14 protein-coding genes and 1 riboswitch are annotated in these 15,385 nt (G+C 40.4%); all 14 genes read left to right on the forward strand.

Annotated elements, in window-relative coordinates; translation table 11 throughout:
* Positions 1-139: 139 nt before the first annotated feature.
* Positions 140-1,237: a cystathionine gamma-synthase gene (locus BTU61_RS04815; protein WP_200772564.1), complete on the forward strand. Its 1,098-nt coding sequence runs from the start codon at positions 140-142 to the stop codon at positions 1,235-1,237.
* Position 1,238: 1 nt separating this feature from the next.
* Positions 1,239-2,402, forward strand: coding sequence for a MalY/PatB family protein (locus tag BTU61_RS04820; protein WP_200772566.1), 1,164 nt, complete (start codon positions 1,239-1,241; stop codon positions 2,400-2,402).
* A gap of 36 nt (positions 2,403-2,438) precedes the next feature.
* A riboswitch (M-box (ykoK) riboswitch) is annotated at positions 2,439-2,592 on the forward strand.
* A gap of 208 nt (positions 2,593-2,800) precedes the next feature.
* A complete protein-coding gene (mgtA, locus tag BTU61_RS04825; protein WP_200772567.1) occupies positions 2,801-5,461 on the forward strand; it encodes a magnesium-translocating P-type ATPase in 2,661 nt (886 codons plus the stop codon).
* A gap of 219 nt (positions 5,462-5,680) precedes the next feature.
* A complete protein-coding gene (gene upp / locus BTU61_RS04830) occupies positions 5,681-6,310 on the forward strand; it encodes a uracil phosphoribosyltransferase (protein WP_187540317.1) in 630 nt (209 codons plus the stop codon).
* 132 nt (positions 6,311-6,442) lie between these two features.
* Positions 6,443-7,033, forward strand: a complete 591-nt coding sequence (locus BTU61_RS04835; protein ID WP_187540319.1) for an ATP-dependent Clp protease proteolytic subunit — start codon at positions 6,443-6,445, stop codon at positions 7,031-7,033.
* Positions 7,034-7,146: 113 nt separating this feature from the next.
* Positions 7,147-7,425 carry a DUF2129 domain-containing protein gene (locus tag BTU61_RS04840; protein WP_200772568.1) on the forward strand — a complete coding sequence of 93 codons (279 nt, stop codon included), beginning with the start codon at positions 7,147-7,149 and terminating at the stop codon, positions 7,423-7,425.
* A 108-nt stretch (positions 7,426-7,533) separates the two neighbouring features.
* Complete coding sequence (locus tag BTU61_RS04845) at positions 7,534-8,691, forward strand: ABC transporter substrate-binding protein (RefSeq protein WP_200772570.1); 1,158 nt, start codon at positions 7,534-7,536, stop codon at positions 8,689-8,691.
* A gap of 81 nt (positions 8,692-8,772) precedes the next feature.
* Positions 8,773-9,642 (forward strand): branched-chain amino acid ABC transporter permease, encoded by an 870-nt coding sequence (locus tag BTU61_RS04850; protein WP_200772571.1) that lies wholly within the window; start codon positions 8,773-8,775, stop codon positions 9,640-9,642.
* Positions 9,643-9,645: 3 nt separating this feature from the next.
* Positions 9,646-10,593, forward strand: a complete 948-nt coding sequence (locus BTU61_RS04855) for a branched-chain amino acid ABC transporter permease (protein WP_200772573.1) — start codon at positions 9,646-9,648, stop codon at positions 10,591-10,593.
* Positions 10,593-11,357, forward strand: coding sequence for an ABC transporter ATP-binding protein (locus BTU61_RS04860; protein WP_200772574.1), 765 nt, complete (start codon positions 10,593-10,595; stop codon positions 11,355-11,357). Before BTU61_RS04855 ends, BTU61_RS04860 begins: the two co-directional genes overlap by 1 nt.
* Complete coding sequence (locus tag BTU61_RS04865) at positions 11,357-12,067, forward strand: ABC transporter ATP-binding protein (protein WP_200772575.1); 711 nt, start codon at positions 11,357-11,359, stop codon at positions 12,065-12,067. Before BTU61_RS04860 ends, BTU61_RS04865 begins: the two co-directional genes overlap by 1 nt.
* Before the next feature lie 169 nt (positions 12,068-12,236).
* The gene (locus BTU61_RS04870) at positions 12,237-13,103 is read left to right on the forward strand and encodes an Rgg/GadR/MutR family transcriptional regulator (RefSeq protein WP_200772577.1); all 867 of its coding nucleotides are present in this window, start codon (positions 12,237-12,239) and stop codon (positions 13,101-13,103) included.
* Positions 13,104-13,312: 209 nt separating this feature from the next.
* Positions 13,313-14,551 carry an MFS transporter gene (locus BTU61_RS04875; RefSeq protein ID WP_200772578.1) on the forward strand — a complete coding sequence of 413 codons (1,239 nt, stop codon included), beginning with the start codon at positions 13,313-13,315 and terminating at the stop codon, positions 14,549-14,551.
* A 150-nt stretch (positions 14,552-14,701) separates the two neighbouring features.
* Entirely contained in the window at positions 14,702-15,358 is a 657-nt protein-coding gene (locus BTU61_RS04880) for a CBS domain-containing protein (protein ID WP_200772579.1), read from the forward strand.
* Positions 15,359-15,385 lie beyond the last annotated feature (27 nt).

Raw genomic sequence — 15,385 nt, forward strand, 5'->3', positions numbered from 1 at the left:
AACGAATGACCGATTTCTGTCCCACTCTCTTTTCTTATAGTTTGAAACTATAGCTAGGTCTTGAAAATGAGAAAACCGCTGACCCTATAATAGTGATAAAATAGTAGGCAGTTAGATTGTATAATTATTGGAGGGGCATATGAGTAAACAACGCAATATCAATACTATTTTGGCACAGGCAGGAATCAAGTCAGATACAGCTACTGGGGCTTTGACCACGCCTTTGCATTTCTCGACGACTTACCAACACCCAGAATTTGGTCAGTCTACAGGTTTTGACTATACCCGTACGAAAAACCCAACACGTGCGACTGTTGAAAAGACCTTGGCAGCTATCGAAAGTGCGGACTATGCTTTGGCGACAAGCTCTGGAATGTCAGCCATTGTGCTTGCTTTTAGCATTTTTCCTGTTGGATCGAAAGTTTTAGCGGTTCGTGACCTTTATGGAGGCTCTTTCCGCTGGTTTAACCAACAAGAGCAAGAAGGTCGTTTCTCTTTCACCTATGCCAATACAGAAGAAGAACTGATCCAACACCTAGAAAAAGATCAAGTGGATGTCCTCTATATTGAAACGCCTACCAACCCATTGATGTTGGAATTTGATATTGCTCATTTAGCAAAATTGGCCCACGCAAAAGGTGCCAAAGTCGTGGTGGACAATACTTTCTACAGTCCTATCTACCAACGCCCAATTGAAGAGGGAGCGGATATTGTGCTCCATTCAGCAACTAAGTACCTAGCTGGTCACAACGATGTCTTGGCTGGTGTTGTCGTGACAAATGATGCAGACTTGTATGACAAGCTCTTTTACAATTTGAACACGACAGGTGCTGTTCTTTCACCATTTGACAGCTATCTCTTGATTCGTGGTCTCAAGACCCTTTCGATTCGAATGGAGCGCTCCACAGAGAATGCGCGCAAGGTGGTCGAATTCTTAAAATCCTCCCCTCAGGTCAAAGAAGTCCTCTACACTGGAAAAGGTGGAATGATCTCCTTTAAAATTCAAGATGAGAAAAAAATTCCCAACTTGCTGAATTCCCTTCAAGTCTTTACTTTTGCAGAAAGTCTTGGCGGAGTGGAGAGCTTGATCACTTATCCGACCACTCAAACCCATGCAGATATTCCTGCAGAAGTTCGTCATTCATACGGCTTGACAGATGATCTTCTTCGTTTGTCTATCGGAATCGAAGATGCGGATGATTTGATTGAAGATTTGAAACAAGCATTGGAGGCTTAAGATGACTAAGTATGATTTTACGACCTTACCCAATCGGTTGACCCACCATACCTACAAATGGAAAGAGACAGAGTCGGATCCAGAGATCATTCCGGCTTGGATCGCGGACATGGATTTTAACGTGATCCCAGAAGTGAGAGAAGCTGTCATCGGCTATGCGGACCAAATGGTTTATGGTTATACCTATGCATCGGACAGCCTCTACCAGTCGATTATGGATTGGGAAAAAGAAGAGCATGGCTATGCCTTTGACAAGGAGGCCATCGTCTTTATCGAAGGAGTTGTTCCAGCTATTTCAACAGCCATTCAAGCCTTCACCAAGGAAGGGGATGCTGTCTTAATCAATACACCGGTCTATCCTCCTTTTGCACGAAGTATCAAACTCAATCGTCGAAAATTGATCGAAAATTCTTTGGTTGAAAAAGATGGTCTCTTTCAAATAGATTTTGATCAACTAGAAAAGGATCTTGTGGAGCAAGACGTCAAACTCTATGCCTTGTGTAACCCCCATAATCCTGGTGGTCGTGTCTGGGATCGTGACGTTTTGGAAAGAATTGGTCGCCTTTGTCAAAAACACGGAGTCTTGCTGGTGTCAGACGAAATTCACCAAGACTTGGCCTTGTTTGGGAACCGTCATACGAGCTTTAACACGGTCGATCCAAGTTTTAAAGACTTCAGCTTGATTTTAAGTAGTGCCACCAAGACCTTCAACATTGCAGGGACTAAAAATTCCTATGTGGTCATTGAAAATGCGAGACTTCGGACAGCCTTCAAGCAACAACAACTGGCCAATAACCAACATGAGATTTCTGGCCTGGGATATATTGCTACAGAAGCGGCCTACCGCTATGGCAAGCCTTGGTTAACAGAGCTCAAGCAGGTCCTTGAAAAACATATTGATTATGTGGTGAAGGAATTGCATGAAAAGACCCAAATCCGCGTCATGAAACCCCAAGGAACCTATCTGCTTTGGTTGGACTTTTCAGACTATCCTTATACCGATGATGAGCTACATGCTAAAATCCATGACCAAGCCAAATTGATTTTGAACCGTGGAACAGATTTCGGAAAAGAAGGAACCTTGCATGCCCGCCTCAATGTCGCAGCACCCTTTACTCTCATTGAAGAGATCACCAAACGATTGGTGGAAACTTTTCACAAATAGGTGTTGACTTTCTGCTCATGAAGGAGTACAATAAACTCGGAAAAACGGTAGGTGAGGCTACCACAAGGATACGGATGACTACCGCAAAGCAGTGGAGACACTACTCGTTGGTTAACAGTCCTGATCGCAAAGGTCAAGACTAAGATCATTTCATTGCCTTGTGGAGCTAAAGCTTGGACGGTCTATTTTTTGAGAGTATTGTTTGAAAAATAAATGACGAGTTTCAGGAGTCCTACCGATCAGGGTAGGACTCTTTTTGATACCTACCAAAAAGGAGAAAGGAGAAAGCTATGATACAAATCGACGATCATCCCGAACCGCACCCAACCAGCCAATCGCTGATTTGTGTCGTAGGGACTCCATAAGTGATTGGCTCCTGATTTAAAAAGGAGATACCAATGCAAACAAATAAAGAAAGACTCCTCGCAGCACTGCAAGAACCGCTTGAAAAGACATTTGCTCATTACAAAACAAGTGCTCGTGGTTTAATTGAAGAACAAGTAGAAGAAAACCGGGATACCTATGGTGACAATATCATCACCAAAGGCCAAGAAGATTCTATCCTCAAAAAGATCTACGAATCGATTATCAACCCCTTTACAGTGATTTTGTTAGTCATTGCCCTGGTTTCCTTCATCACCAATGTCTGGCTAGCAAAACCAGGTGAGCAAGATCCAACGACCTCCATCATCATTGTGACCTTGGTCTTGATTTCTGGTGGAATTCGCTTTATTCAAGAATTAAGAAGTGACAAGGCTGCAAGCAACCTGTCTCGTATGATTGTCAATACAGCGACCGTTCTGCGTGATGGATCGGAACAAGAAATTCCCATTGATGAGATTGTCGTAGGTGATGTGGTCAAACTCAGTGCCGGTGACATGATCCCAGCAGATGTGGTCTTGATCGATTCCCGTGACTTCTTTGTCCAACAATCGGGTCTCACGGGGGAAAGTGATGCTGTTGAAAAGCTTTGCCTTAGCAAGGCTGAACGCCAACCTCTCGATAGCCTCTTGGAGAGTGAAAGCCTGGCCTTTATGGGGACCAATGTCATCTCCGGACGTGCGACTGCCTTGGTTCTGGTAGTGGGTGATGAGACGATGATGGGCGCGATTGAGCAAACCATCAATACTTATGATGAACCCACCTCCTTTGAAAGAGAAATGAACACAGTTTCATGGCTCTTGATTCGACTCATGTTGGTCATGGTGCCTGTTGTCTTTGTCATCAATGGCTTAACTGATGGTGACTGGCTAGAAGCTGGTGTCTTTGCCCTTAGTGTTGGAGTTGGTTTGACGCCAGAAATGCTACCAATGATTATTACAGCGAGTCTGGCCAAAGGTTCTATCATCATGGCTAAGGAAAAAGTCGTCATCAAAAAACTCAATGCCATCCAAGATCTGGGTGCGATTGATATTTTGTGCACTGATAAGACTGGGACGTTGACCCAAGATGAAATCGTCTTGGAATATCCTCTGGATATCCATGGAGATCTTGATTTATCAGTCCTCCGTCGGGCTTACTTGAATTCTTATTTCCAAACTGGGCTGAAAAATCTGATGGACCGGGCTATTATCAATCGGACAAAAAAAGAAGCCAAAAAGCATGAAATCGTTCGCGATTTGGATCAAACCTTCCAAAAAATTGATGAATTGCCATTTGACTTTGAGCGTCGTCGTATGAGTGTTATCGTGAAGGATGCAGACGGAGTTGTCAGCATGGTGACCAAAGGGGCCTTGGAAGAAATGCTTTCAGTATCGACTTATGTTGAATACAAGGGGGAGATTAAACGCCTGACAGATGAAGTGCGTCAAGAGGTCCTCGCTGAAGTTGCTCAATTAAATGAACAAGGTCTTCGCGTTTTGGGCGTCAGCTACAAAACCGAACTCAATGAAGATCAAGTCCTTAGTGTGGAAGATGAAAGAGATATGATCCTAACGGGTTACCTGGCTTTTCTTGATCCACCAAAACCCTCTGCAGCTCCAGCTATTAAGGCCCTTGCTGAATATGGAGTGACGACCAAAATCTTAACTGGTGACAATGAAAAGGTCACCCAAGCCGTCTGTGAAAAAGTAGGACTGGATGTAGAGCGGATTCTTTTGGGAAGCGAAATCGATACCATGACAGACCAAGAGTTGGCACAAGTCGTGGAAACCACAACAGTTTTTGCCAAACTGTCGCCCGATCAAAAAGCGCGGATCATCCTGAGCCTCAAGAACAATGGCCACAAGGTTGGTTACATGGGAGATGGGATCAACGATGCTCCATCCATGAAGGTGTCAGATGTTGGGATCTCAGTGGATACCGCTGTTGATATTGCCAAGGAAACAGCAGATGTGATCCTTTTAGACAAAGACTTGATGGTCCTCGAAAAAGGCTTGGTCGAAGGTCGCAAGGTCTATGCCAATATGACCAAGTACATCAAGATGACCGTCTCTTCTAATTTTGGGAACATCTTCTCCCTCCTCTTTGCCAGTATCTTTTTGCCCTTCCTTCCCATGGCGCCTGTTCATTTGATTGTGCTCAATCTGATTTATGATATTTCCTGTATTGCTCTCCCATTTGACAATGTCGATAAGGAATTTCTCAGAGAACCTCGGATTTGGGAAGCCAATTCCATTATGCGCTTCATGGCATGGATCGGTCCAATCTCATCTATCTTTGATATTCTTACTTATATGCTCCTCTACTTTATCGTTGTCCCAATGATTCTAGGGCACGGGTATGTTCAAGGAGCAGCCGATGCGGCAGCCTTTATCATGGTGTTCCAAACTGGATGGTTTATCGAATCCATGTGGTCGCAAACCATGGTGATTCATATGTTACGGTCTCCAAAACTGCCATTTATTCAAAGTCGCCCAGCCTTGTCCGTTGTGGTGACCACCATAGTCGGAGCCTCTTTTGTGACCTTCCTCCCATACAGTCCTTTGGCTCGATTATTAAAATTAAGTCAATTAAATGGACTTTATTTCGTCTTATTACTTGGCGTTATAGCCCTTTACATGCTCAGTGTTACCCTCGTGAAACACTTCTATATCAAGAAATACAGGGAATGGTTGTAATCCCTCCATAGAAAAAGAGAGTCCAAACTTAAAAATTTTAAGTGTAAGGGCTCTCTTTTTGGAACAAAATTTGGTATAATAAGATGACTATAAAGTTGGAAATGATGGTTTCCGATGGTAACTTGTTTTCAAAGATGGAGTGAAAACGAAATGGGTTAGGGTTAGCCACATTGCTTGCTCTGATTTGAAACAGAGTGATTAGAAAGAAGGATCTCAAACATGGGAAAATTAGAAGTCATTAAACATCCCCTTATTCAACACAAATTGTCTATTTTACGTCGCACAGATACCTCTACAAAAGCCTTTCGTGAATTGGTCGATGAAATCGCGATGCTGATGGGCTATGAAGTGTTGCGTGAATTGCCTCTTGAAGATGTAGAAATTGAAACACCGATTACAAAAACCGTTCAAAAACAAATTGCAGGGAAGAAATTGGCTATTGTCCCAATTCTTCGTGCAGGGATTGGGATGGTCGATGGTCTCTTGAGCTTGGTACCAGCCGCAAAAGTTGGCCATATTGGAATGTACCGTGATGAAGAAACCTTGAAACCAGTTGAATACTTGGTGAAATTGCCAGAAGATATTGACCAACGTCAAATCTTTGTGGTAGACCCAATGTTAGCAACCGGTGGATCTGCTATTTTGGCGGTAGACTCCTTGAAAAAACGTGGCGCTAGCCATATCAAGTTTGTCTGCCTGGTAGCAGCGCCAGAAGGGGTGAAAGCTCTTCAAGAAGCACATCCAGATGTTGATATCTTTTCAGCAGCCCTTGATGACCACTTGAATGAACATGGCTACATCGTTCCAGGTCTTGGGGATGCAGGTGACCGCTTGTTCGGTACAAAATAAAGAGAAAACCATTCATTGTGGGTCAGAAAGAGACTTTAGATTTGACCTTTTTTGACCATTGGTTTATAATAACACATAGAATAAGAACCTCACTCATAGTGAGAATGAATGGATACTAAAGGAGAAGAATAGATGATTCCAGTAGTTATTGAGCAAACTAGCCGTGGAGAACGTTCCTATGATATTTATTCCCGTCTGTTGAAAGACCGGATTATCATGGTAACAGGGCCGGTTGAGGACCAAATGGCCAACTCAATCATTGCGCAGTTGCTCTTCTTGGATGCCCAAGATAATACCAAAGATATCTATATGTATGTCAATACCCCAGGTGGATCAGTTTCTGCAGGTCTCGCCATTGTCGATACAATGAACTTTATTAAGTCAGATGTTCAAACCATCGTCATGGGAATGGCTGCTTCAATGGGAACCATCATCGCTTCAAGCGGTGCCAAAGGCAAACGCTTCATGTTGCCAAATGCTGAGTACATGATTCACCAACCAATGGGTGGTACTGGTGGTGGTACCCAACAAACAGACATGGCCATTGCAGCAGAACACTTGCTTAAAACACGGAATAACTTGGAAAAAATCCTCGCGGATAATTCAGGACAACCAATTGAAAAAGTGCATGCGGATGCGGAACGTGACAATTGGATGAGTGCCCAAGAAACACTTGAATATGGCTTTATTGACGAAGTGATGACCAACAACAATTTGGGCTAATTGAGTGAATGGATAAGGCTGGACGAAAGGTCCGGCCTTTTTACTCTTATAAAAGAGTAGTTCTTTTTCTAGAAATTTGATATACTAGTAGGAGAACGAGAAAGGGTTTGGCAATGTTTGAGAAACAAAAAAGAACGGGACTGATCGTCAAATTGTACTACAATCGAGACGGGAAAAAATTACAGTCTCTTGGGGATATCCTTTACCATTCAAAGAAATGTCGCTATGTTCAGTTGTATGTGGATAGTGACAAGGCGGATCAAGTCATGGAAGAGTTGAAGAAAGAACGCTTCGTGAAAACTGTCCTTCCCTGTTATATCAAAGATTTGGATACGGATTTTGTGGGGAGTTTGCAACGTTTGGAAGCCCAAAAACAGGTTACAGAGTTTTAGAAAACGCAATCATTTTACAGATTGCGCTTTTTTTATTGACAATTGTCAGATAATTCGGTATATTCTTAATGTATTTATTTTAAGATTCATTTAAGGAGATCAAAACAAATGAAGAAAAAATTTGCTCTTTCATTTTTAACAGTAGCAAGTGTTGCTCTGCTTGCTGCGTGTGGAGAAGTTTCTACTTCCGGTTCAAATACTACTGGTAACGAAATCGGCAAAGAATTGAAAGTCGGTTTTAACTTTGAAAAAACTGGTGATGTAGCAGCTTACGGTAGCGCTGAACAAAAAGGTGCTCAATTGGCCGTTGATGAAATCAACGCTAAAGGTGGAGCTGACGGTAAGAAGATCGTTGTCACAGATAAAGATAACAAATCTGAAACTGCTGAAGCAGCAACCATCACTACAAACCTAGTTACGCAATCAAAAGTGAACGCTCTTGTAGGACCTGCAACTTCAGGTGCCACTGCAGCAGCGGTTGCTAATGCTGGTAAAGCAGGCGTTCCTTTGGTAACACCTTCTGCAACTCAAGATGATTTGACAAAAGGTCAAGATTACCTCTTCCGTGCTACCTTTATCGATAGCTTCCAAGGACAAATCATTGCTAAATATACAACTGATAACTTGAAAGCGAAGAAAGTTGTTCTTTACTATGACAATTCATCTGACTATGCAAAAGGAATTGCAGAAGCCTTCAAGAAATCATTCAAAGGTGAAATCGTAGCGACAGAAACCTTCCAATCTAAGGATACGGACTTCCAAGCTGCCCTTACAAAAATCAAAGATAAAGACTTCGATGCCATTGTTCTTCCAGGTTACTACACTGAAACTGGTAAGATCGTAAACCAAGCACGTGGTATGGGAATTGATAAACCAATCATCGGTGGAGATGGATTTAGCGATGAAAAATTCGTTGAACAAGCAACTCCTGCAGCAGCTTCAAACGTCTACTACGTAGCTGGCTTCTCAACTGAAGGAAAAATGACGGACAAAGCTAAGAAATTCGTAGAAGCTTATAAAGCAAAATACAAAGAAGACCCTTCAATGTTCTCAGCTTTGGCTTATGATTCAGTTTACATGATTGCTGAAGCATCTAAAGGTGCTAAGAACTCTGTCGAATTGAAAGACAACCTTGCTAAGTTGAAAAACTTGGAAGGTGTGACTGGTACAATGTCAATTGACAAAGACCACAACCCGGTTAAATCAGCTCTGATGATTGGCTTGAAAGATGGTAAAGTTAAATCCGTTGAGTCTGTTAAACCTTAATTATCATTTGTTATTTGTACAAGAGGCTAGGAGAATAAAGATTCCTGGCCTCGATCTTTATTGTTAGAAAGGATGGTTCATATGCTCCAGCAATTAGTGAACGGTCTAATCTTGGGGAGTGTCTATGCGCTCTTGGCCCTAGGTTATACCATGGTGTATGGAATTATCAAATTGATCAACTTTGCCCACGGGGATATCTACATGGTAGGTGCCTTCATGGGTTACTTCTTATTAAACTCGTGGAAAGTCAACTTCTTTGTAGCCTTGCTTTTAGCCATGGTTGGGACTGCTATTTTAGGGGTTGTGATTGAATACTTGGCTTATCGTCCACTTCGTCATTCGACGCGGATTGCTGCCTTGATTACAGCGATCGGGGTTTCCTTCTTCCTGGAATATGCCATGGTCTTCTTTGTAGGAGCTAATACTCGTTCCTTCCCTCAAGTCATTCACACGGTTCGTTACAATGTAGGTCCGATTTCCATCTCGAATATTCAGTTGATGATTTTGGGAGTGTCTATCCTCTTGATGGTCATTCTTCAATTTATCATTCAAAAGACCAAGATGGGGAAAGCCATGCGTGCCGTATCTGTGGATAGTGATGCTGCTCAATTGATGGGGATTAACGTCAATCGGACTATCAGTTTTACCTTTGCTTTGGGATCAGCCTTGGCAGGTGCCGGTGGTGTCTTGATCGGTTTGTATTACAATGCCATCGAGCCCTTGATGGGGATGACACCAGGGATCAAAGCCTTTGTCGCAGCCGTTCTTGGAGGAATCGGGATTATTCCAGGTGCAGCTCTTGGTGGATTTGTCATCGGACTTTTGGAAACCTTCGCCACAGCGATCGGTCTCTCAGACTTCCGTGATGCCATTGTGTATGCCATCTTGATTGTGATCTTGCTCATCCGTCCAGCAGGTATCCTCGGTAAAAATGTGAAAGAGAAGGTGTAAGCCATGAAAGAAAATTTAAAAGTGAATTTAGTCTGGCTTGGTCTTTTGGTCGCAGGTTTTGCCTTGATCCAAGTCTTGGTTGCAGCGGGTGTGCTCAATCTCTTTTATATCCAAATTTTGGAACAGATCGGGATTAACATTATCCTTGCAGTTGGTTTGAACCTTATCGTAGGTTTCTCAGGTCAATTCTCATTGGGACATGCCGGATTTATGGCGATTGGTGCCTACTCTTTGGCTATTCTCGGGTCCAAATCACCAACTTATGGAGCCTTCTTCGGTGCCATGCTCTTAGGTGTTGTGATCGCTGGTGTTGTTGCCTTGATCGTTGGGGTTCCAACCCTTCGGTTGAAAGGAGACTACTTAGCGATTGCGACGCTGGGTGTTTCTGAAATTATCCGAATCTTGATCGTCAATGGTGGTTCCTTGACAAATGGTGCCGCAGGTATTCTTGGCTTGCCAGCCTTTACAACTTGGCAATTGGTCTACATTTTCGTGGTGATTACAACCGTCTTTACCATCAACTTCTTACGTAGTCCGATTGGTCGCTCGACTCTTTCTGTTCGTGAAGACGAAATCGCAGCAGAATCAGTTGGGATTCATACAACAAAAGTCAAAGTGATTGCCTTTGTATTTGGTGCAATGACTGCAGCGATCGCTGGAACTCTTCAAGCCGGATTTATCGGTTCAGTTGTACCAAAAGATTATTCCTTTACCAACACCATTAATGTCTTGATCATTGTTGTATTTGGTGGATTGGGATCAATGTCAGGAACAGTTGTGGCAGCGATCGTTTTGGGAATTTTGAACATGGTCCTTCAAGACTTCTCAAGCGTCCGTATGATCATTTACTCTCTTGCCTTGATTCTTGTGATGATCTTCCGTCCAGGTGGTCTTCTTGGAACATGGGAATTCAGCTTGAAAAAACTATTCTCAAAAAAGGAGGCTAACTAATGGCACTTCTTGAAGTAAAAAAATTAACGAAAAACTTTGGTGGTTTGACAGCTGTTGGCGATGTAACCATGGAACTCAATGAAGGGGAATTGGTTGGTTTGATCGGCCCCAACGGTGCTGGTAAAACAACTCTTTTCAACCTTTTGACAGGTGTTTATGAGCCAAGTGAAGGAACCATCACCTTGGATGGTCACCTCCTAAATGGGAAAGCTCCATTCAAAATTGCGGCTAGTGGTCTTGGACGGACCTTCCAAAATATTCGTCTCTTTAAAGATTTGAGTGTGTTGGACAATGTCTTGATTGCCTTTGCTAACCACCACAAACCACATGTCTTTGCTAGTCTGTTCCGTTTGCCAAGCTACTACAAAAATGAAGAAGCTTTGAAAGCAAAAGCCCTTGAATTGTTAGCCATTTTTGGTTTGGAAAAAGAAGCAGATACCTTGGCTAAGAACTTAGCTTACGGACAACAACGTCACTTGGAGATCGTTCGTGCCCTTGCTACAGAGCCAAAAATCCTCTTCTTGGATGAACCTGCTGCAGGGATGAACCCTCAAGAAACAGCAGAATTGACCCAATTGATCCGTCGCATTCAAAAAGAATTCAATATTACGATCATGCTGATCGAACACGATATGAGTTTGGTTATGGAAGTAACTGAACGGATTTATGTATTGGAATATGGTCGCTTGATTGCCCATGGTACGCCAGATGAAATCAAGACCAACAAACGCGTAATCGAAGCATATCTAGGAGGTGAAGCCTAATGTCTATGTTAAAAGTTGAAAATCTTTCTGTACACTATGGCATGATCCAGGCTGTCCGTGATGTCAGTTTCGAAGTCAATGAAGGGGAAGTTGTTTCCTTAATCGGTGCCAATGGCGCTGGGAAAACCTCTATTCTTCGTACGATTTCAGGTTTGGTGCGTCCAAGTGCTGGGAAAATTGAGTTTTTGGGTCAGGAGATTCAAAAGGTTCCGGCTCAAAAGATTGTAGCAGCAGGGCTCTCTCAAGTTCCAGAAGGCCGCCACGTCTTTCCAGGTTTGACTGTTCTGGAAAATTTGGAAATGGGAGCTTTCTTGAAGAAAGACCGTGAAGAAAATCAAGCTAATTTGAAGAAAGTCTTCTCTCGTTTCCCACGTTTGGAAGAACGGAAGAACCAAGATGCAGCGACCCTATCTGGTGGGGAACAACAAATGCTCGCAATGGGTCGTGCCCTCATGTCGACGCCAAAACTCTTGCTTTTGGATGAACCTTCTATGGGATTGGCCCCAATCTTTATCCAAGAAATCTTTGATATCATCCAAGATATCCAAAAACAAGGAACAACGGTTCTCTTGATCGAGCAAAATGCCAACAAGGCCCTTGCCATCGCAGATCGCGGATATGTTTTGGAAACAGGGAAAGTCGTTCTGTCCGGAACAGGAAAAGAACTCTTAGACTCAGAAGAAGTCCGCAAGGCCTACCTTGGTGGATAAGATTTCTAAAGTTTACTAGAATGTTAAAAAGAAAGGTCCTGAAGGCCTTTCTTTTTTCATTTTTACTGGCTGAGATTTTTTCTTAGTAAAATAATTTAAAATATATAATTTCCTTTATTAATTTGGTAAAATAAACGTAATTACTAATGACTGAAATGGATTATAAGATATGCGCATAGATCGTAAAGTTCAATTGGGTGAATTATATAAGGAACTAAGAGTTGCTAGAGGCTTAAAACAAAAGGATGTTGCTAGAAAAGGATTAAGCATAGCACAATTGTCTAAATTTGAAAATGGGCAGACGATGTTAAGTGCTGATAAATTATTAATAGCGATAGAATCAATCCACATGACTTTTGAAGAGTTTGGCCATAAATTAAATAATTATGAATTACCTAAAGATATTATTTTAGGTAAGAAGATATCCAGTTTATTTTTGAAACAGGATATTAAAGGATTAGAGTATCTATTAACCGAAGTATTACAGAGTGAGGAGACGGATCGCTATCAAAGAATTCAGTCATTCATTATTGAAAACGCGATACATTCATTAGATCAAAACTATGAAATAAATATAGAAGATAGAAAAGTATTGGTAGATTATCTCTTTTCAATTGAATCTTGGACATGGTTTGAATTATATGTATTTGGAAATACAATGACTTTAATTTCAGATGAAGATCTATTATTTTTTGGAGATCAGCTTGCGGAAAGGACTAAAGATTATAATTTTCTTAAACACAATTTAAGTTCTTTAAAATTAACGTACATAAATTTAATTGGCGAATTAATTTTAAGAAAAATTGATACTCAAGTTCCATTGTTTATACTCGAGCTAGAAAAGCTTCTTTTCCCATATGATATGCTAGAAATCATGTTGTTAAAATTTTTAAAATTAGTAAATGGTTATTTAAAGTCAAAAAATACTAAAAAGGAAATTAAACAATTTATTGAGTCTCTTCGAGTTGTTGGTGATAGTCAACTAATTAATATTTTAGAGGTGAAATTGGACCAGTTTGGGATACATATAAATTAGGCAAAAGATTAGATGTATGAGATAGGATATTTCATATTTGAAACTCTGTTAAATATTTAAAATTTAGTAGTAAACTATATTTAGATATAACAATTAAATTCTTCGATATTTTGTTAATTCATATAGAAGAATAAAATAATTCTAATAATAAATATTTTTATTAGAATTTAAGTCATGTCTATTAAGTATCTACTAGGAAGGTATTACAGATGAAAGTTTTTTTTAGAAATATTTTTTTTAGGAATCTAGTGTTGTCTAGTTTCTTTGATGATTTAGGATCAACTATTTATAACCTTGTTTTTGTGGTTTTTGCAGCAAGTATGGCGAATAGTAAATTGGCGGTTGGTGTAGCGAGTTTTATACAATATATTCCAACGATTTTTGCTCTTTTTATTGCAATGCAGGCTGACAAAACAAAGAATAAGAAATTGTGGCTGCTATTATTAGGATATATACAAGCAGTATTATTTATTATGGTTGCGTTCTTATCGAAAGAAAATTCATGGCTAGTTTTCTCAATTGTATGTTTCATTAACATCCTATCAGATTGTATTGCAGAGTACAGAAGAGGCCTAGTATTACCTATGTTTCAGTCCCACATTCCCGAAGAAGAACTGATGGAAGCATACTCTTTTGATCAAGTAATTAGTCAAATAACTTTGATTTCTGGTCAAACTTTGGGTGTTTGGTTACTAACGATTTCTCATAATAATTTCTTCTTTTTAGCTACAATAAATGCTATAAGTTTCTTATTATCATCAATGGTGTTGCTTAAAATTCAAAGACAATTGACACATCCAGAAGTTAATTATTCACCAGAAAATGGGTTTATCTCACAAATTAAGAACCTTTACAAAAATAGTAAAAGTATATTTAAATATCAAGAGAAAGTACGTTTTGGTCTAATGATATTTTCAATTTTAGGCTTAAATTCGCTAGGCGGTGCTATTTTAATAATGTACAATTTGAAATTTACAGAAATAACTCCCTTTGGTTTATCTTTTGCTCAGTCGGTGTTTTTACTTCAAACAATATTATTTGTTTCAGCCCTAATTGGTGGAATGACCCCTAATGATTATTTTTCTAAGCTTTCACTTATTAAAATACTTCAAATAGATAGTGGATTATTAATTTTAATAGGAATATGTGGTTGGATAAATGGTTTGGAAATTATTTCCTTTAGTGTGTTGGCATTCATGATGTATCTTAGTAGTAAGGTAAATCCCAAATTAAATAGTCTATTAATGGCAAAACTTCCACCGGAAATTCTTGCACAAACTAGTAGTTTTTTTAAGGTTATATCAGTATTATCAATGCCATTAGCAACTATTTTGTTTACAAGTTTATCCATTTGGAACTTTCAGTTTGCTTGGGGTGCATTCTTATTATTATCTATTGTGGTATTTGTACTTTCCTTATTTTCTAATAAATCGGTTACTAGTGACTAAGATTAGTTTGCAAGATTTAAATGTTGAATAAAAAGGTACGTGTGTTTGATTTTTCTAAATTTTGAAAACAAGAGAAAACTGCTGAAAGCGTTTGAAATCAAACTTAAAATCAAGTATAATAAAACTAACAAAAGCATAGGAGAACTTGTTATGGCTGTTAAAGATTTTATGACGCGGAAAGTCGTCTATATTAGTCCAGATACTACAATTGCCCATGCGGCAGATATCATGCGTGAACAAGGCTTGCACCGTTTGCCAGTCATTGAAAATGATCAATTGGTTGGTTTGGTGACAGAAGGAACGATTGCAGAAGCCAGTCCTTCCAAAGCAACCAGCTTGTCGATCTATGAAATGAATTATCTCTTGAATAAGACTAAGGTCAGAGATGTCATGCTTCGTGATGTCATTACTGTATCCAAGTTTGCCAGCTTAGAAGATGCAGCCTACCTCATGTATAAGAATAAGGTGGGAATCCTTCCAGTCGTGGACAATGACCAAGTATCCGGTGTCATCACTGACCGTGATATTTTCCGTGCCTTCCTTGAAGTTTCCGGTTATGGAGAAGAAGGAGTTCGGGTACGCTTCCTTACAGAGGACAAGGTTGGTGTCTTGGAACAAATCGTTCACTTGATTGTGGAAGAAGGCTATAATATTGCAAATACAGTCAATATCCCCACCAAGGATGATCAAGTAGTGATCGAGGTTCAGATTGATGGCGTGACAGATCTTGATGCTATCCGCACTAAATTTGAAGCCAATGGATTGAAGGTGGATGATATTACTCGGACAACCGCTAAAGTTATCTAATAGAATAAAACAAGAGGCTGGGACAAA

This window comes from Streptococcus lactarius (assembly GCF_016642265.1).
GTDB classification, from domain to species: Bacteria; Bacillota; Bacilli; order Lactobacillales; family Streptococcaceae; genus Streptococcus; species Streptococcus lactarius.